The organism is Novosphingobium oxfordense, from assembly GCF_044029435.1.
Classification (GTDB): domain Bacteria; phylum Pseudomonadota; class Alphaproteobacteria; order Sphingomonadales; family Sphingomonadaceae; genus Novosphingobium.
The window spans coordinates 1,193,196-1,210,000 of record NZ_CP147008.1; the positions used below are offsets into that span (position 1 = coordinate 1,193,196).

13 protein-coding genes (1 of these 13 only partly in view) are annotated in these 16,805 nt (G+C 64.7%); 5 read left to right on the forward strand and 8 right to left on the reverse strand.

All coding sequences use genetic code 11. The annotated features are described in order from the left end of the window. On the reverse strand, positions 1-2,790 hold the full coding sequence (locus tag WBP07_RS28095; RefSeq protein ID WP_395396535.1) for a TonB-dependent receptor: 2,790 nt from the start codon (positions 2,788-2,790) through the stop codon (positions 1-3). Between the two features lie 257 nt (positions 2,791-3,047). Between WBP07_RS28095 and WBP07_RS28100 the strand changes: the two genes are divergently transcribed. Continuing rightward, positions 3,048-4,091, forward strand: coding sequence for a LacI family DNA-binding transcriptional regulator (locus WBP07_RS28100; protein ID WP_395396536.1), 1,044 nt, complete (start codon positions 3,048-3,050; stop codon positions 4,089-4,091). Between the two features lie 101 nt (positions 4,092-4,192). Here WBP07_RS28100 and WBP07_RS28105 read toward each other — a convergent pair whose 3' ends face one another. Continuing rightward, positions 4,193-4,825 carry a TetR/AcrR family transcriptional regulator gene (locus WBP07_RS28105; RefSeq protein ID WP_395396537.1) on the reverse strand — a complete coding sequence of 211 codons (633 nt, stop codon included), beginning with the start codon at positions 4,823-4,825 and terminating at the stop codon, positions 4,193-4,195. A 138-nt stretch (positions 4,826-4,963) separates the two neighbouring features. Between WBP07_RS28105 and WBP07_RS28110 the strand changes: the two genes are divergently transcribed. The 3 genes from WBP07_RS28110 to WBP07_RS28120 are packed head-to-tail and all read left to right on the forward strand — an operon-like array spanning position 4,964 to position 10,625. After that, a complete protein-coding gene (locus WBP07_RS28110) occupies positions 4,964-6,442 on the forward strand; it encodes an efflux transporter outer membrane subunit (protein ID WP_395396538.1) in 1,479 nt (492 codons plus the stop codon). Then, a complete protein-coding gene (locus WBP07_RS28115) occupies positions 6,439-7,518 on the forward strand; it encodes an efflux RND transporter periplasmic adaptor subunit (RefSeq protein ID WP_395396539.1) in 1,080 nt (359 codons plus the stop codon). The genes WBP07_RS28110 and WBP07_RS28115 overlap by 4 nt, the downstream gene beginning before the upstream one ends. After that, the gene (locus WBP07_RS28120) at positions 7,515-10,625 is read left to right on the forward strand and encodes an efflux RND transporter permease subunit (protein WP_395396540.1); all 3,111 of its coding nucleotides are present in this window, start codon (positions 7,515-7,517) and stop codon (positions 10,623-10,625) included. The genes WBP07_RS28115 and WBP07_RS28120 overlap by 4 nt, the downstream gene beginning before the upstream one ends. Positions 10,626-10,697: 72 nt before the next feature. Here WBP07_RS28120 and WBP07_RS28125 read toward each other — a convergent pair whose 3' ends face one another. The 4 genes from WBP07_RS28125 to WBP07_RS28140 form a co-directional block, all read right to left on the reverse strand. After that, complete coding sequence (locus WBP07_RS28125) at positions 10,698-11,234, reverse strand: GNAT family N-acetyltransferase (protein WP_395396541.1); 537 nt, start codon at positions 11,232-11,234, stop codon at positions 10,698-10,700. A 163-nt stretch (positions 11,235-11,397) separates the two neighbouring features. After that, positions 11,398-12,405 (reverse strand): aldo/keto reductase, encoded by a 1,008-nt coding sequence (locus WBP07_RS28130; protein WP_395396542.1) that lies wholly within the window; start codon positions 12,403-12,405, stop codon positions 11,398-11,400. Between the two features lie 35 nt (positions 12,406-12,440). Then, on the reverse strand, positions 12,441-12,737 hold the full coding sequence (locus WBP07_RS28135; RefSeq protein ID WP_395396543.1) for a putative quinol monooxygenase: 297 nt from the start codon (positions 12,735-12,737) through the stop codon (positions 12,441-12,443). Between the two features lie 78 nt (positions 12,738-12,815). Beyond that, positions 12,816-13,604: a type 1 glutamine amidotransferase domain-containing protein gene (locus WBP07_RS28140; RefSeq protein ID WP_395396544.1), complete on the reverse strand. Its 789-nt coding sequence runs from the start codon at positions 13,602-13,604 to the stop codon at positions 12,816-12,818. Positions 13,605-13,705: 101 nt separating this feature from the next. Here WBP07_RS28140 and WBP07_RS28145 point away from each other — a divergent pair, with 101 nt between their 5' ends. Further along, complete coding sequence (locus WBP07_RS28145) at positions 13,706-14,644, forward strand: LysR substrate-binding domain-containing protein (protein ID WP_395396545.1); 939 nt, start codon at positions 13,706-13,708, stop codon at positions 14,642-14,644. A gap of 53 nt (positions 14,645-14,697) precedes the next feature. Here the strand turns inward: WBP07_RS28145 and WBP07_RS28150 are convergent, their stop codons facing one another. Together WBP07_RS28150 and dld are read right to left on the reverse strand one after the other, a co-directional pair. Further along, complete coding sequence (locus WBP07_RS28150) at positions 14,698-15,555, reverse strand: fumarylacetoacetate hydrolase family protein (RefSeq protein ID WP_395396546.1); 858 nt, start codon at positions 15,553-15,555, stop codon at positions 14,698-14,700. Between the two features lie 43 nt (positions 15,556-15,598). After that, positions 15,599-16,805 carry the 3' portion of a D-lactate dehydrogenase gene (dld, locus tag WBP07_RS28155; protein WP_395396547.1) on the reverse strand. The gene runs 479 nt beyond the window's last position, so the window shows 1,207 of its 1,686 coding nt (coding positions 480-1,686); its start codon lies beyond the right edge, outside the window; the stop codon is at positions 15,599-15,601.

Sequence of the window (16,805 nt, forward strand, 5' to 3'; positions counted from 1 at the left end):
TCACATCGCGAACCGGATGCCGCCGAAGATGCGCTTGCCCGCATCCAGGTAGGACTGCGGCAACCCGTTGGTGTAACGGATCCGCTCATCGGTATCGAGGATGTTGACCGCTTCCAGCACCAGCGAAAAGCGATCGTTCAGTTGCAGATTGATGCTGCCATCCAGCGTGCCGTAGGACCGGGTATACTGGCTCATTGCAGGGGCGACCGCGGCGGTGGAAAGGAACCCGCTGCGCCAGGAATAGGACAGGCGAATGCCGATCGGGCCCTTCTCGTAATAGGCGGTCGCGTTGTAGTTGTGCTTTGACGCGCCGGTCAGCTGGGTCGGGTCGCTATTGTCGATGTAGGTGTAGTTCAGGACCGTGCCGAGTCCGTCCAGCGGCGCGGGCAGGAAGCGGAACGCCTGCTGGTAATAGAGTTCAAAGCCCTTGACGGTGACCCCCGAACCATTGACCAGCCGGCTGACGGTGAAGTCCAGGTTGGAACTGACGCGGGTGCCGTTCGAATAGACGAACGTCACGGGCACCGCCTGGACCGTGGTCTCGTTACGGATCAGCGACTTCAGGTCCTTGTAGAACAGCGAACTGCCGATCAGCGCGTCCTTGCTGAAGTACCATTCCACCGTTGCGTCCAGATTGTTGGCGCGGAACGGGTCAAGATCGGGGTTGTTCTGTGTGATCGTGCGTGCCGTTCCGCTGGCCGTCGTGGTCGGCGAAATCTGGCTGAGATTGGGCCGCGTCATCGTGCGCGAGGCGGAGAAGCGGAACAGCAGATCGTCGGTCGCCTGCCATTTCAGGTTCAGCGCGGGCAGGAAATCCCAATAGTCGCGCTTTACCGTGATCGGCGCGGAGGCCGGCACGCGCGTCACGTTTCCGGCATCGGGCTCGACCGTGATCGCGGTCAGATCCGGGCTGACGCCGACAGTCGCCTGCCGGGTCTGGACCACGCGAAAGCCGACATTGCCCGACAGTTGGCCGAATACGAAATCGCCGCGCGCATAGCCTGCGAAAGTCCGTTCCCGAACGTCGGTAATGCCGGTGGCATCGTTCGTGTAGGTGCCGGCTGCGATCAGTTCGTCATCGGAGAAATTGGAGATGAAGGACCGGGTGTCCGAAGCCAGCCAGCTCGTGGCGAAGTTCGCGCTGCCGCCATAGCTGCCAAGGTAACTGCCCTTGCCTGCCGTGATCAGCTGCATGAAGGGCGCCGCGCTGTAGGAGCCGGCAATCGGGCCGACGCCGAGCGGGGAGCCAGTGAGCGCGGCATAGAGGTTCGAGACCCCGGCCGCCTGGATCGTCAGCGAATTGTTGTCCTGATAGATCTTCCGGTCACTGTAGTGAAAGCCGGTCTGGAAGGCCGTCAGTCCTTCGTCACCGAATTCTCGCCGGACGTTGCCCTTGATGTCCCACAGCCGGTCCGAGCTGTGCCTGTCGAACGAGCCATTGATGCTGGCCACTCGATAGCTGTTCGGATCCAGCCGCGCCGTGTCGAAGCCGTTGTAATAGTTCGTCGACCACAGCGTATCCCCGGGATTCGAGATGAACTCTCCCTCACCCGTCGCGATGTCGGCGATGTTGAGGTTGTTCAGATGCTGCTTCGACGATGCATAGGAACCGTCCAGCGAAGCCGTCCAACCGTCCGCATCGTAGTGGGCGCCGCCGACCAGCGAATAGGTGTTGCTGACCCGATCCTCGAAACGGCCCCCGCCACGCATGTCGAGGTCCGTCACGCGCATCTGCGTCACCGTTGGGAGGCCGTCGATCACCTCGGTCTTCGCGCTGACCACGTTGCGGGCGTTGGCGAAGATCTGGAGGAATTCGTTGGTGACCGCCTGCACCTTGAGGCGCGTGTAAAAGCCGTCGAGCGACAGGGTCAGCGCATCCGATGCGCGGAACTGCAGCGAGGCGATGCCGGCGAGGCGCTGGTTATCCTCGTCGTACTGATAGTAGTTGACCTGGTTGGGGAAGCGGACGGTCAGATTCTTGTCGATCACCCCATCGCCGTTGAGATCGCCCGGGGCAACGCCGCTGCCTTCCTTTGCAGTAGTGTAGCCCACGCTGGCGCTCTGGGTCTGCGGCTGGCGCCGGTTATAGGAAAGGCCCAGCGATATGCCGAGCCGGTCGTCGGCAAAGGTATCCGAATAGAACGCAGACAAGCGCGGCGACGCCTTGCCGGAATTGGTCTCGTACTCGGCCTGCGCAGCGGCGGAGAAGACGCGCTTGCCAATGTCGAAGGGGCGCGGCGTCAGCACGTCCACCGTGCCGGCCAGACCGCCTTCATCCAAATCGACGGTCGGCGATTTGAACACCGACAGGGTTCGAACGAACTCGGGCGGAAGGATGGAGAAATCGAACGTGCGGCTGCCGGCGGAATCGCCGCTGGCATTGGGCAGGACGCGGCCGTTGAGCGTGGTTTGGGTGAAATTGGACGGCAAGCCGCGAATGTTGACGCTGCGCCCTTCGCCCCGCACGCGGTTGATCTGCACGCCGCTGATGCGTTGCACCGATTCCGCGATGTTGACGTCCGGGTAATGGCCCACATCGTCGGCGCTGATCGCATCCACCACGCTGTCGGCATTGCGCTTGACGCTGAGCGACCTGTCCAGGCCGGCGCGTATGCCGGTGACGACGATGGCCTCTCCTTCAGGCGCGCCTTCGGCTGGGGATTCTCCTGCCGGAGCGGCGCCCGGCGATGCCAGCACGGCGCTATCGGCTACCTGTACTTGCGCAAATGCCGGCGCCGCAGCCAGGCTCCCCACGCTCAATGCCACAATCGAACTCAAGGTCGATTTCATGTCTTTGCCCCTCTGACGAAATCTCGGATTCGCTGCCCTCCTCTGAGGAAGGCTGAACCTCCGGTTCGTCCGGTCGGCAAAGCTGATGGGGCCCATGCATGCTGTGCATGAACCGCCTTATGTCAGCGCTGACATGACCTAGCCACACATTGTCTACCAAAGAAGTAGAAAATACATTGCCGCCTGATATTTTTTCTATGGACAGCATTGCGCGGGCGGCGGTAGCGCCGAAATCACATCATGCTTGGGAGGCGCCGATGCGGCCGGTAACGCTGGATGACGTGGCTGCGCGGGTCGGTGTATCCGGCAAGACCGTGTCGCGGGTGGTGAACGGCGATGCGCACGTCAGCCCCGAAACGCGAAAGCGCGTCGAAGAGGCGGTGCGAGACCTGGGTTACCGCCCGAACCTGGCGGCCCGATCGCTTGCCACGGCCCGGTCCAACCTGATCGCCCTTTTCACGCCCACGTCAGGCCTGTCGCATTTCTTCAGCGAATTGACCCATTCGGCGATCCGAACATGCCGCAAGCACGACCACAATCTGGTCGTCGAAGAATTCGACATGCACGCACCGCAAGTCGCGGAAATCTATCGCCGGGGTTTGAGGTCGCTGGGGTGCGACGGGATGATCCTGCCGTCTCCCGTTTGCGACGACCTTGCCTTGCTCGATGCGCTGGACGCGGATGGCGTGCGTTACGTGCGCATTTCGCCGGCCAAGGAGATTGATCGCGCGCCCGCGATCATCTCCGACCATGCATCCGGCGCGCGCGCCGTCGCGCGGCACTTCTGGTCGCTTGGCCATCGCCGCTTCGGGGTCGTCACCGGCTTGCCCCACCAGGCATCCTCCCCGATCCGACGCGATGCGTTCATCGCCGGAATCTTGGAAAGCGGTGGTAGCCTGTCGGACATCGCGATCCTTGAAATGCAGGACCTTCGGTCCGGGCTGGGCCCGGGATCGCATAGAGGCATGGATCTTGGGCGCGCCGCCGCCGCAAGCCTGCTCCAGCATTCGCCCCGTCCCGATGCGATCTTCACGTACAATGACGAGTTGGCGGCCGGATTGATCTCTGGCGCGAGGGATCTCGGAATCGACGTTCCAAGCCAGCTATCGGTTGCGGGTTTCGACGACAGCGAGGCCGCCCGCCTTTGCTGGCCCGCCATAACCACCGTCCGCCAGCCGATTTCGAGCATCGCCGCGCAGGCCGTAACCATTCTGGTATCGCAAGAAGTCCCGGAAAGCAGGACGATTGTCTGTCCCGTCGAATTGATCATTCGCGACAGCACCGGCCATCGGACCAGTTGACCGGGCTGCTGGAGGCCTGCGGGCTCCCCAAGCCGGATCTAAGTTTTTGGTTTTCCGCGTTTTCCGAGTCATCAGGTGATTCCACCTAATCAGAAAACGCTCTAGTCGGCGGCGGTAATGCCCCTGCAAACGACGTGAGCGATCAACGCGGCATCCTTTTCCGCATCGGCGGGCAATGCGTCGTCCGGCAAGGGGGAGTGTCTGGCGAAAACCGTCGCATCCATGATCAGCTTGGCCACGCGCCGGCAATCGATCCCGGGCTGCAATTCGCCTGCCTGTTCCGCCTGAAGCAAGATACCGACGATGGGATCGAAGAAGATCTTCCGCGCTGCGCGGACAAGCTCCGAATGCAGTTCCCCCATCATATGCGGGTTTAGCGAAAGGGCGCGTTGGATCGCCTGCGCGTGCGGCCTGCCGAGCATGGCGGTGGCTTTTCGGACATAGGAAACAATGCGTTCCTCCAGCGGTCCGGTCGTTTCGATGGACATCGATTCGACGTTGATCAGCATTTCCCGGACGGCGGCAATGAACAGTTCGGACTTGCTCGAATAGCGGGCGTAGACCGTCTTGCGCGACAATCCGGCGGCCTGCGCCACGGCGTTGACCGACGCGGCCTCTCCCTTTTCGAACAGCTCCTGCAAGGCGGCTTCGCGGATCGCCCGATCGATTTCGGCAGCCTCTTCCAGGCTGGGCCTGCCCTTGGTGCGTGGCTCGCTGATGGTCTTGGTGGTCATGCGCTGTCCGTCTCCGGCAAGTGCCTTAGCTGCATTCCATGCCTTCCGCCATTCTTTAAAGAAACAGCATTGTGTATTTTATGGCGGGTTGTTACCGGGACGTCGCGAAGCCTCTAGATTCGAAGGCAAGGTCCGGAAATGAAATCCAAATGGTTCAGGGGGGAAATGGCGGGCCTGTCCGCCATGGTCTTCACTGCAATGGCGCTGGCAGGATGCGCTCCGCAGGTGCGGCTTCCCGCCCCCGATGTGGCCGTGCCGCAGGCGTTCGAAGCCGGCGCGGCCTCGGTCGGGGCTTCTGGCGCGACCTTGCCCGAACTCTCGCTCGACCGCTGGTGGCTGGCGTTCAACGACGCGCAATTGACCGGGCTGATCGACACCGCGCTGGAGCGCAGCACGACCGCGCGGCTGGCCTATGCCCGTTTGGCGGAGGCAAGGGCCAGCCGCTCGGCCACCAAGGCGGGCACGCTGCCCACCGGCAGCCTCTCAGCCACCGCGACCGAACAAGGCACGCGCCGCCTTTGGGGGCAGGGCGCCAATTCTCCGGGCGACGATACCTATCAGGCGACGTTCTATCCCAGTTGGGAAATCGACCTGTTCGGCCGCCTGTCCGCCACGCGCCAGCAGGCCGATGTGCAATATGCCTCATCCACCCTCGACTACCATGGCGCGCGCCTGGCGTTGGCGGCGGATGTGGCCACGTCGCTGTTCCAGGCGCGGAGCGCGGCGATTGACCTGGCGACGGCGCGCGAACGCCTTGCGGTATCGCAGAAGCTCGCAGGCACCGGCAGGCTGGGGGCGGCGCGCGGGCTGACCTCCGGGCAGGATGCCGATCGGCTGGAATCCGATCTCGCTACCGCACAGGCGGAAGCGATCCGACTTGAAGCCGAACTTCAGGCCAGCAAGCGGTCGTTGCTGATCCTGGTCGGAACGCCGAATGCGCCGACGGAGGACCTGCTGATCGCGGCGCGGCTCGATCCGGCACCGGCTTTGCCGCCGGTTACGCCCGGCTTGTTGTTGGCTCGCCGGCCCGATGTCCTGTCGGCCGGGCTTGGCGTTGAATCGGCGAGCTTGGGCGTGAAGATCAACCGGCTGGCACTGTTCCCGCGCTTCGATCTCAATCCTGGCGTCGGCCTTACGGCAGCGACCGGTGCGCTGGCGGGAGGAACCGGCCTCTGGTCGCTGGCGGCGGGGCTGACGGTTCCGCTGCTCGATCGGCCGCGGCTGATGGCGCAGTTGCGCGTTAGCGAGGCGCAGGGGCAGCAGGCTGTCGTCACTTACGAGCAGACCGTGCAGAACGCCTTCGGGGAGGCGGAAAACGCGCTGGTCCGGCTGAACGCCAATCGCTCGCGGATCGGTGACCTGGAGACGGCCGAGCGCCGTTCCCGCTCGGCCTACGACAGTGCGATCCGGGGCTATGGCGCGGGCCTTACCGATCTCACCACCCTGTTGCAGAGCGAACAGACCTGGCTTCAGGCGCGCGCCGCGCGCGATCAGGGGCGGTTGGCGCTGCTGACCGGCACGGTCTCGGTCGTCCGCGCGCTGGGGGGCGGCTGGGATGCCGCGCAGGACATGCCGCCGCGCAATTCACAGATCAACGCGCAAGGAGCGCAGCAATGAAGTCGTCGATTTTCAGGCTCGCCGCGATCGCAGCGGTTGCGGGGGCGATGCCGCTTGCCGGCTGCAAGCAGCAGGACGCCGAAAAGACGCCGCTGCCGCCGCAAGCGGTAACGATTGCACGCGTGCGGATGCAGCAGATGGTGGGCGGCCTCACTGCATCGGGCAGGCTTGTCCCGCGTGAGGAGATGGCGGTTTCCGCCGACCTCACCGGCTATCGTATCGCCCGCGTTCTGGTGGAGGAAGGCGCCGTGGTTCGCGCCGGGCAGCCGCTTGCGGAACTCGACGACAGCCTGCTGGTCTCGCAGATCGCGCAGCTTCGCGCGACGCTGGCGCAGCAGGACGTCGCGCTGGAGCAGGCACGGCAGGAAGCCGGCCGCGTCAACGGCCTCGAAAATCAGGGCGTGTTGTCGAACGAGGCGATTGCCAGCCGCAAGTTCGCCGCCCGCAACAGCGCGGCGGCCCGCGCGGCCACGCAGGCGCAGCTCAAGGATCTGCTGGTGCGGCAGGCACACATGGTGATCCGCGCGCCGGCTGCTGGTCTTGTCCTCGAACGCACCGCGCGGCCGGGCGAGACCTCCAGCACCGGCACCGCCCTGTTCACCATGGCGCGCGACAGCTTGCTCGAACTCTATGCCGAATTGCCGGAAGTACAGGCGGCGACGATCAAGCTGGGCGATCCGGCGCAAGTCGTGCTTGCCTCAGGCCGAAAGCTGGACGGCAAGGTGCGGCTGATCGGCGAGCGGGTGGATACCAACACCGGTCTGGTGATTGCCCGCATTGCCCTGCCCGTCGATGCCGAACTGCGTCAGGGCGGTTTTGCCAAGGCCACCTTCGTGCGACCAGTGACCGTCCCCGCGCTGCCGGAGGCGGCGGTGCGCTACGATGCCGATGGCGCCAGCGTGATGGAACTGGACAAGGACGTGCGCGTCCATCGCCGGACGATCCAGACCGGGCGTCATGCGGATGGCTTCGTGGAGCTTCGCAGCGGCCCCGCCGATGGGGCACAAGTCGCCGTGAAGGGGGCCGCATTCACGCTTGATGGCGACAAGGTTCGCATCGTCGGAGAAGCCAAGTGAACTTGCGCATTTCTGCCTGGGCGATCCGCAATCCGATCCCGGTTTCGCTGCTTTTCATCCTGCTGACGATCTCCGGCGTGATCGCCTACGTGCGGATGCCGGTGAAGCAGTTCCCCAACGTCAACCTGCCGATCGTGACCGTGACCGTCACCCAGAGCGGCGCGGCGCCCACGGAAATGGAAAACCAGATCACGCGGCCGATCGAGAATGCGCTGACCGGTGTTCCCGGGATCAAGAACATCTCTTCCACGGTCACCTTGGGCACTTCCGTCACTTCGCTGGAATTCGAACTCGGCAGCGATCTGCAGAAGGCGACCGATGACGTGCGCACCACGGTGGAGCGCACCCGCGTCGAACTGCCGACCGGGATCGATCCGCCCACCGTGCAGCGCATCGACCTGGATAGCGCACCGATCGTGACTTACGCGGTGTCTGCACCGAACATGACCGATACGCAGCTTGCGTGGTTCATCGACAACGAGGTGACGCGTGTCCTCCAGGCCGAAAAGGGCGTGGGGCAGGTCTCGCGCATTGGCGGTGCCGAGCGGGAGATCACGGTAATCCTCGATCCGGAGCGCATGGCAGGCCTTGGCGTCACCAGCGCGCAGGTCAATTCGGCACTCGCTTCGTTCCATACCGATGCACCGGGCGGCCGCGCCAATGTCGGCAGTGTGGAGCAGACCGTGCGCGTGATCGGCTCGGCCGAGGACGTGGCGCAAATCCGCAACCTGTCGATCCCAGTTCAGGGCCGTTTCGTGCGCCTTTCCGACATTGCGGAAGTGGGCGACGGGCAGGGCGAGGTACGCGGATTCGCACGGCTGGACGGTCGGCCGGTGGTCGCGGTGCAGGTCTCCAAAACGAGTGAGGCGAGCGACGTTACCGTTGCCGACGGCGTCGACCGCGCACTGACGCAACTGACCAAGGCGCATCCGGACGTGACGTTCGACAAGACCGTCTCCACTGCCGATCTGACCCGCCGCAGCTTCCACGCGACGATCGACGTGCTGGTGGAGGGCGTGATCCTGGCGATCGTCGTCGTCTTCCTGTTCTTGCGCGATTGGCGGGCCACCGCGATTGCGGCAACGGCCATGCCGCTCTCGCTAGTGCCGACCTTCATCTACATGGCGGCGATGGGGTTCAGCCTGAACGGCATCACCCTGCTGGCGCTGACGCTGGTGATCGGCATTCTGGTCGACGACGCCATTGTCGAGATCGAAAACATCGAAAAGCGCATCGAGAAGGGGGAGAGTCCTTATCGGGCCGCGCTGATCGGTGCCGACGCGATTGGATTGGCCGTGATCGCGACGACGGCCACGATCATCGCCGTCTTCGCGCCGGTATCGCTGATGCCGGGGCAGGCCGGGCAGTTCTTCAAGGAATTCGGTCTGACGGTGGCGGCGGCCGTCACCTTCTCGCTGGTGGTCGCGCGCCTGCTGACGCCAGTGATGGCGGCCTATTTCCTAAAGCCTCATCACTTGCGCAGCCACGGCGTTCCCGGCGCGCATCTGAATCCGCTGCATGAACGGGCGCTGGGCTGGGCGCTGGCCCGGCCGAAGCTTTGCGGTCTGGCCGGGTTCGGGTTCTTCGTGCTGGCACTGGCGATCGCGGCGACGCTCCAGATCGGCTTTCAGGCCACGCAGGATCGCAACTACGTCTACATTGCCGTCGAAGGGGCGCCGGGGGCGACGCGATCCGACATGGAGCACGCGGTCCAGCAGGCGACGCGGGTGCTGATGAAAGAGCCCGACGTGGAGAATGTCTTTGCGCAAGTGGGCTCCACGGGCGGCGGGATGACGGCCGGCGGAGCCGATCTCAAGGACGGCACGCTGACCGTGCTGCTGCGGCATGACCGATCGGAATCCTCGGAACAGTTCCAGTCCCGCATCGGCCCGGTGCTCCGTGCGATTCCGGAGGCGCGTTTCTACAATCAGGGCAACTTCGGGCAGGCGGCGGTCTCGGTCGTGATAGCCGGTGCCGATGGCCCGGCGCTGGAACGGACGCAGATGCAGTTGCTGCGCGACATGCGGAAACTGCCCTCTATCGCCGATCCCCGGCCCAGCCCTTCGGCGCCCGGGCCGGAACTGGTGATCACCCCCCGTGCCGATGAGGCGGCACGGCTCAATGTCGATACCGCGACGCTCGCCAATGCGGTGCGCATTGCGACGATCGGCGATATCGATGCCAGCGTCGCCAAGTTCTCCGAAGGCGAACAGCGCCTGCCGATCCGCGTGCGGCTGCCGGAATCGATGCGCGACAATCTGTCCGCGATCTCAGAGCTGCGCGTTCCCACCAGGGACGGGAACACCACGCCGCTGGCAAGCGTGGCCGACATTCACTTCCAGGCCGGCCCCGGCAAGATCGTCCGCTACAACCGCGAACGCCGGGTGAGCGTGGAGGCGGATCTCGCGGTTGGGGAGGCTATCGGATCGGCCATGCGTGACGTGCGCACATTGCCGACGATGAAGAAGCTGCCCGCCGGCATTCACGAGGCGCAGCAGGGCACCACGCAGATCATGCAGGAAATGTTCGTGGGCTTCATCCTTGCGCTGTTTGCCGGGGTTGGCCTGACATACACCGTGCTGGTGCTGCTGTTCCGCGGCTTCTTCAAGCCGGCGGTCATCATGGGCGCCCTGCCGCTCAGCCTGTTGGGGGCCTTTGCGGCGCTGCGCCTTTGCGGACTGGCCATCGATATGCCGGTACTGATCGGTCTGCTGATGCTCATGGGGCTCTGCGCCAAGAACTCGATCCTGCTCGTCGAATTCGCCATCGAGGCGGAACGGGCCGGAATGGCGATGCGCGATGCCTTGATGGAAGCCTGCGCGCAGCGAACGCGGCCGATCATCATGACGTCCGTGGCAATGATCGCGGGCATGGTGCCGACGGCGCTGGCGATCAGCGAGGGTTCGGAATCGCGCCAGCCGATGGCCATTGCCGTCATCGGCGGCATCCTGACGTCCACGGCGCTTTCGCTGGTGCTTGTCCCGGTGATCTATGAACTGATCGCCGGATTGGAAAAGAAGGTCATTCCGCGCCTTGCCCGGTTCGTGACGCCGCCCGGCGACGATGCGGATCATGCTGGAGCGGCTGGCGTTCCCACCGCAGAGTGATGGAAGGACGCCGGGAAAATCGAGTTTCGCCGCCGCGAAGCCCGATTGTCCCGCGCGGACGGAGAGTGGCCGTCAGTCCGCGTTGGAAGCGATGGGGGCGGTTGCGGTGCCGTCCCCGAGCGCGATCTGCATGTAGACCGTATCCAGCCACCGTCCGGCCTTCCAGCCCATGCCCGCAAGGCGCCCGGCATGCTCGAAACCGCAGGAGCCGTGCAGGGCGACCGACGCGGGTTCGCCGCCGCCGATAACGGCGACCATGCGGCGGAATCCACTGGCCTCGGCCGCCTGAAGCAAGGCCAGGAGCAGCAGCTTGCCGACGCCGCCGCCCCGCCGATCGTCTGCGATGTAGATGCTGTTCTCGCACGCGTACGCATAGGCTGGCCGATCGCGGAACTGCGTCGCATAGGCGTAGCCGATGACGGCTGGCCCGTCGCAGGCGGCAAGGAACGGCCAGTTCCGGCCCGTGATCGTCAGAATTTTCTCCGTAGTGGCTGCCACGTCCGGCGGCACCGTGTCGTATGTCGCGGTGCCATGGAGGACGTGATACGCGTAAATGGCGGCAATGGCGTCCGCATCGTCGGCCGTTGCCTGTCGGATGGAAACGGTCATCGCCGCGCCCCTTCTTCGATACCGGCCATGGCTGGCCCTTCAGCAAGGTCAGTTCGGCTACAAGCGGCTTGCAGAAGCCGGGGAAGGGGGCGGCAGTTCCAGACGGCTTGATGCCGTTTCGAGCCCGCCGCCCCGGCTTCCGAGCCGCAGCTTCTTGAACCTGTTACGCCGGCAGCGGTGCCGCAGGATCGACGAGGCCCGCGGCCCTCAGGTCCTGCCAGAACGCGGCAGGCACGACTTCGGCGAAGGCCGCGCTGTCTTCCGCGATGCGTTCGGGCCGGCTGGCGCCGGGAATGACCGCGGCGACCGCGGGATTGGCCAGAGAGAAGTGGATGCCGGCCGCCTTCATCGAAACGCCGTGCCGTTCGGCAATGGCCTTGATCGCGGCGACGCGCGCCAGGATCTCAGGCGTGGCGGGTGCATATTCGAAGTTCGGCCCACCCACGAGCGCGCCCGAGCTGTAGGGCCCGCCGACGACCACGCCGAGGCCGAGTTCGGCGATGCGCGGCATCACACGCTGCAAGGCGCGGCGGTGGTCCAGCAGCGTGTAGCGGCCTGCGAGCAGGAAGGCATCGGGGCGCGGTTCCTGAAGGTCCAGCAGCAGTTCGATGGGTTCCACCTTGTTGACGCCCAGCCCCCAGGCCTTAATGACGCCTTCGTCCCGCAGGCGGCCGAGCGCGCGGAAGGCGCCGGTGCGTGCCTCCTCGAAGCGGGCGATCCAGTTGTCGCCCCAGAAATCCTGCGCAAGGTCATGCACGAAGGCGATCTCGATGCGATCGGTGCGCAGGCGTTCCAGGCTGCCTTCGATCGAGCGCAGCGTGGCGTCGTAGCCATAGTCGTGGACGACCTTGTTGGCGCGGCCATGTGCGAAGACGCCGGACTTTTCACCGAAATCGCGGGACGAGACGTCCTCGATCTCGTCCAGGATCACGCGGCCGACCTTGGTGCTGATGACGTATTCGTCGCGCGGCTTGCTGGCCAGCGCCTCACCCATGCGCAGTTCGGCAAGGCCCGCGCCGTAGAGCGGCGCGTTGTCGTAGTAGCGGATGCCGTCGTTCCACGCCGCCTCGACGGTGGCGAGTGCTTCTTCCTCGGGGATCGCACGGAACATGTTGCCAAGCGGTGCCGCACCGAAGCCGAGCTTGCCCGGCAGGATGTCCTTGAGTGACATGATCGAAAGGTTCCTTCTTGAGGGGAGAGGGGAATTCAGGCGACGTCCAGCGGATCGAGCGTCAGCGCGCTGCGATCGGCCAGTTCGCCGATCACCGCGAGGTAGAACTGGAAATGGGAACTGGCCCGATGCGCGGCGACTGCCTCGCCATCGGCGTAGAGTTCGTCGAGCACGAAGCGCTGCGGGGACGTCTGGTCGATCCAGATATCGTAGCGCAAGTTTCCCGGTTCTGCGCGGCTGGCCGTGACCATGCCGGCAAGGAGGGCGCGCAATTCGCCCTCCTTGCCGGGAAGCGCGGTCAACACGGCAGTGATCTTGACGTTTGGGTTCATGGGCTTGGTCCTTGTCAGGATAGTGATGCCTGCGGGGCTCTGGCGCAATGCCCCGCCGGTCATCCGGGTGCGCATGGCTCAGCCGGCGCGCGCGTCGAGCGCCTTGACCAGCGCGCTTGCTAGCGCATGGTCGGAGGCTGGGTTCTGGCCGGTGATGAGTTCGCGATCGACCACGACATGGGGTGCGAATGCGCTCTCTCTCGTCACCACCTTGCCACCGGCCGCCGCAAGCGCATCGGCCATGTCGAAATGCAGCTTGGCGTGGAGCAGGTGCTCTTCGGCGATGCGTTCCTCCTCGGGCGAGAACACGGTCATGCTATAGCCGGCATAGGGCCAGCCCTGCGCCAGTTCCTGCGCCTTTCCGGTCTGCCCCGCAACCATGGCCGCGCGGAAGGCAGGGGCATCCCCGATTGCCGCGGCGACCGCGATCGGCCCGTGGCAGAGCAGCGCGGTGGGCTTGCCGGCTTCGTGGGCATGGCGCAGGATTTCGCCAAGATCGCGGTCCTGCATGAGGTCGACGATCGGCGCATGGCCGCCCGGCACGAAGAAGCCCACATAGTCATCAAGCCCTTCGGCCACGATTTCGCCCAGCTTGCGTACGGCGTTCATCGCCGGATCGCCGTCGAAGTAGGCGCGCCCCTTGCGGTAGGCCGCTTCGTTTTCGAAGTGGTCGGCCGTGTCGGACAGCGGATCGATGTGCGGACGGGTGCCATGCGGCGTCGCCAGCACGACTTCGTAGCCGGCTTCGGCCAGCGCCATCGCCGGTACGACGGTTTCGTTGAGATACTGGCCGGTCTCCACGGTGCCGCCCTGAACGTCGAGGCGGGTGGCGTTGGAGCCGATCACGAGCACTTTACCCTTTGTCATCTTGCTTCTCCATCGAGCGGACCGTTTCGATCCGGAACGCCCAGAGAATGCATCCGGCCAAGGCATTTAAGAACTTTATTTCTTGGATTTCAGATATTGCCATGAGAATATATCTCATGCGCTACGACCTCAATCTCCTGCCGATCTTCGTTGCCCTGATGGAAGAGCGCAGCGTCACGCGCGCGGCGGAACGGCTGGGCATGACCCAGCCCGCCATGTCCAACGCGCTCGCCCGGCTGCGGACGATGCTGCAGGACCAATTGTTCATCCGCGAACGCTACGGAATCCAGCCCACGCCTATCGCGCTCGAACTGGCGCCGGGGATTGCCGAAGCGCTGGCGAAGCTGGACGATGCGGTGCTTGGGCAGCAGGAATTCGATCCCGCAAGCGCCCATCGCCTCTTCACGATCGCGCCCAATGGCTACATCGAGTTCGTGATCGTGCCCGCGCTGGTGGCCCGGCTGGCCGAAGTGGCGCCGGGCATTACGCTGCGCCTTACGCCCTATGGCAACGATCTTGCCGAAACCGGGGTGACATCGGGAACGACCGCACTCGTGATGGGGCGCATCGTCGATCCGCCCGACAATCTGGTGGTCCAGCATCTCATGGACGAGAGCCTCGAATGCGTGGTGCGCGCAGGGCATCCCGAAGTGGGCGATACGATCACCCGCACCCAATTCGAGAGCCTGAAGCACGTCAACGTGATCCCGCCGGGGCGGCTGCGGGCGGGGTTGCACCAGGCGCTCGCCCAGCAGAGCCTGAAACGCGAGGTGGCGCTTTCGGTCACCAACTTCTTCGCGGTGGCCGAGATGATTGCAGTGACCGACTACTGCACCACGCTGCCGCGCTTGATCTGTGAGCGGCTGCGCCACGATAGCCGACTCAGAATACTGCCCGCGCCGGTGGACCTGGGGACCTTCCCGGTCGAGATGGCCTGGCACGTACGTTACCGGCATGACCCTGCACACCGGTGGCTGCGCGGCCTCGTCGCCAGCGTGGTCGCGGACCTGGCGCGCAAGCGGGATCAGCTTGGCGGTTGATGCAAGGCATGGCGAGGTCGGCAGGTGCCGACCCACGCACGCCGTTCGGACAGTCAGCTGGAAATGGATGGTTCCCAGGACACGATTTGCTGCTCCTGAACCCCCAGTCCATCAATGCCGAGCTTCACGACATCTCCCGCCTTGAGGAACTGCTGCGGCTTGAGGCCGAGGCCCACTCCGGCGGGCGTCCCCGTTGCAATGACGTCACCGGGTTCGAGTTCGAAGAAGCGCGAGAGATAGCTGACGACTTGCCGCACGCCGAACACGAGGTTGCGCGTGGTCCCGTCCTGACGGCGCACGCCGTTGACTTCGAGCCAGATGCCGAGATCGCCCGCATCGCCCAGTTCATCCGTGGTCACCAGCCAGGGGCCGAGCGGGGCGAAGCCGGGAAAACTCTTGCCTTTGGTCCACTGGCCGCCGCGTTCCATCTGGTACGAACGCTCGGACACGTCGTGAAATAGCGAATAGCCGGCAACGTGGTCGAGGGCGTCCGCTTCCTCGATGTACAGCCCGCCTTTGCCGATGACGATGGCCAGTTCCACTTCCCAGTCTCCCCTTTCGGCGCCTTTCGGCAGGCGGATCGGGTCGTTGGCGCCGCTGGTACGGCAGCCTTTCATGAAGACGGTGGGTTCGGTGGGAACCGGCAGGCCGACTTCGGCGGCGTGGTCGGTGTAGTTGAGGCCGATGCAGATGATCTTGCCGGTCGGGATGACGGGCGGTCCGTACCGGACGGGCGCGTCGATCATGGGAAGGGAAGCGATATCAAGGGCCTTGAGGCGATCCAGTTCACCGCCGGACAATGTGGCGGGGCCGATGTCGGCGACATGGGCCGACAGGTCGCGCAGCCTTCCCTCGCTGTCGAGGATGGCGGGGCGTTCCTGGCCGGGCTGGCCGATGCGGGCTAGTTTCACGGGGACTTTCCTTCGATGATAATGCGGTTGATGCGATTTTCGCTCAGGCCCAATTGGCCTTCTTGGAGGTCTGGCCGATACCGGGGTTGAGGCTGTTGGTCGGATCCAGTTCCCGATAGTGCCGCTCAAGCGCGGGCTTGGCCGGATAGAGATGGCCGACATTGTGTTCGGCCGGATATTCGGCGCCACGCTCGTCCAGCAGTGCCAGCATAGCGTGCTCGAACGCCAGCGGATCCTGGCCTTTCTTCAGCAGATAGTCGCGGTGGAAGACATGGCAGAAGAAGTGCCCGCAATAGCTGACGCCGACGATCCGGTCGGCAAGTTCGGCGGGAAGCTTCTCGTCCCAGTCGGCGTCATTGCGGCGATGGGCAACGTCGAGCGCCACGAAATCCTCGATCGTATCGCGGTGCAGGGCACGGTAGCGGATCGAGGCGCCGGCGACTGCGAACCGGTGCAGGAATGCCCGTCCGCCCTCATCGGGCGTGCATTCGAAAAAATCCCCGCGTCCGGTGGGGAAGAAGCTCGACAGGAACGCGCGAGCCTCATCGACGCCGGCGCCGCCCATCTTGAGGATCAGGTGATGCTCGTATCGCGCGTCGTAATCGCGCATGCGCGCGGGCAGATGCTGCGGCAGCAAGTCGGCAGCGAACTGCATCACCCGGTCGGACAGGTCGCGCGGCGCCCAGGACAGCCGCGAGGCCACGCTGTCGAAGCGCCCCTTCAGCGCGAAGAGTTTCGGCAGATATTTCGCGCCCAGGTGGCGCACGGCGAGGAAGGTGTCCTTCCCGTAGCGCGCGGTCAGGCGGAAGGCGGAGCGGTGGATATATTCGCCCTGGATCGGCAGCGACTGGAAATGGCCCAGGATATGCCGGCGGATGGCGGTCAGTTCGGCTGGATCGTTGGTTCCCACGTAGAAATCGACAATGCGCTCCTGCCGCTCGAAAGTATCGAGCCGCACGGCGAAGACCACGACATGGCCACCGCTGCCAGAAGCTTCGAAATGATGCCGGGGATCGTTGTTGAAGCGTGCGGGGGTATCGGCGTCGATTTCGCGAACGTGGTCCTGATAATGCGGATCGGAGGCGAGCAGGGCGGGATCGTCGATCACGTCGCCTTCCGAAAAGGCGCCCGCGTCCATGCGGGAGAGCACGGTTTCGGGGTCATCGCCCAGCGTGACGCCAAGGTGGTTGACGAGCTGGACGGTGCCGTCGCTCTTGATCCGGGCGTAGAGCGCCATCTGGGTATAGGCC

Excerpts from the sequence above, each read along its gene's own strand:
- WBP07_RS28125 (WP_395396541.1), bottom strand. The coding sequence starts at position 11,234 with ATGACCGTTTCCATCCGACAGGCAACGGCCGACGATGCGGACGCCATT.
- WBP07_RS28110 (WP_395396538.1), top strand. The coding sequence starts at position 4,964 with ATGAAATCCAAATGGTTCAGGGGGGAAATGGCGGGCCTGTCCGCCATG.
- WBP07_RS28130 (WP_395396542.1), bottom strand. The coding sequence starts at position 12,405 with ATGTCACTCAAGGACATCCTGCCGGGCAAGCTCGGCTTCGGTGCGGCA.
- WBP07_RS28115 (WP_395396539.1), top strand. The coding sequence starts at position 6,439 with ATGAAGTCGTCGATTTTCAGGCTCGCCGCGATCGCAGCGGTTGCGGGG.
- WBP07_RS28095 (WP_395396535.1), bottom strand. The coding sequence starts at position 2,790 with ATGAAATCGACCTTGAGTTCGATTGTGGCATTGAGCGTGGGGAGCCTG.
- WBP07_RS28140 (WP_395396544.1), bottom strand. The coding sequence starts at position 13,604 with ATGACAAAGGGTAAAGTGCTCGTGATCGGCTCCAACGCCACCCGCCTC.
- WBP07_RS28100 (WP_395396536.1), top strand. The coding sequence starts at position 3,048 with ATGCGGCCGGTAACGCTGGATGACGTGGCTGCGCGGGTCGGTGTATCC.
- WBP07_RS28105 (WP_395396537.1), bottom strand. The coding sequence starts at position 4,825 with ATGACCACCAAGACCATCAGCGAGCCACGCACCAAGGGCAGGCCCAGC.
- WBP07_RS28145 (WP_395396545.1), top strand. The coding sequence starts at position 13,706 with ATGAGAATATATCTCATGCGCTACGACCTCAATCTCCTGCCGATCTTC.
- WBP07_RS28135 (WP_395396543.1), bottom strand. The coding sequence starts at position 12,737 with ATGAACCCAAACGTCAAGATCACTGCCGTGTTGACCGCGCTTCCCGGC.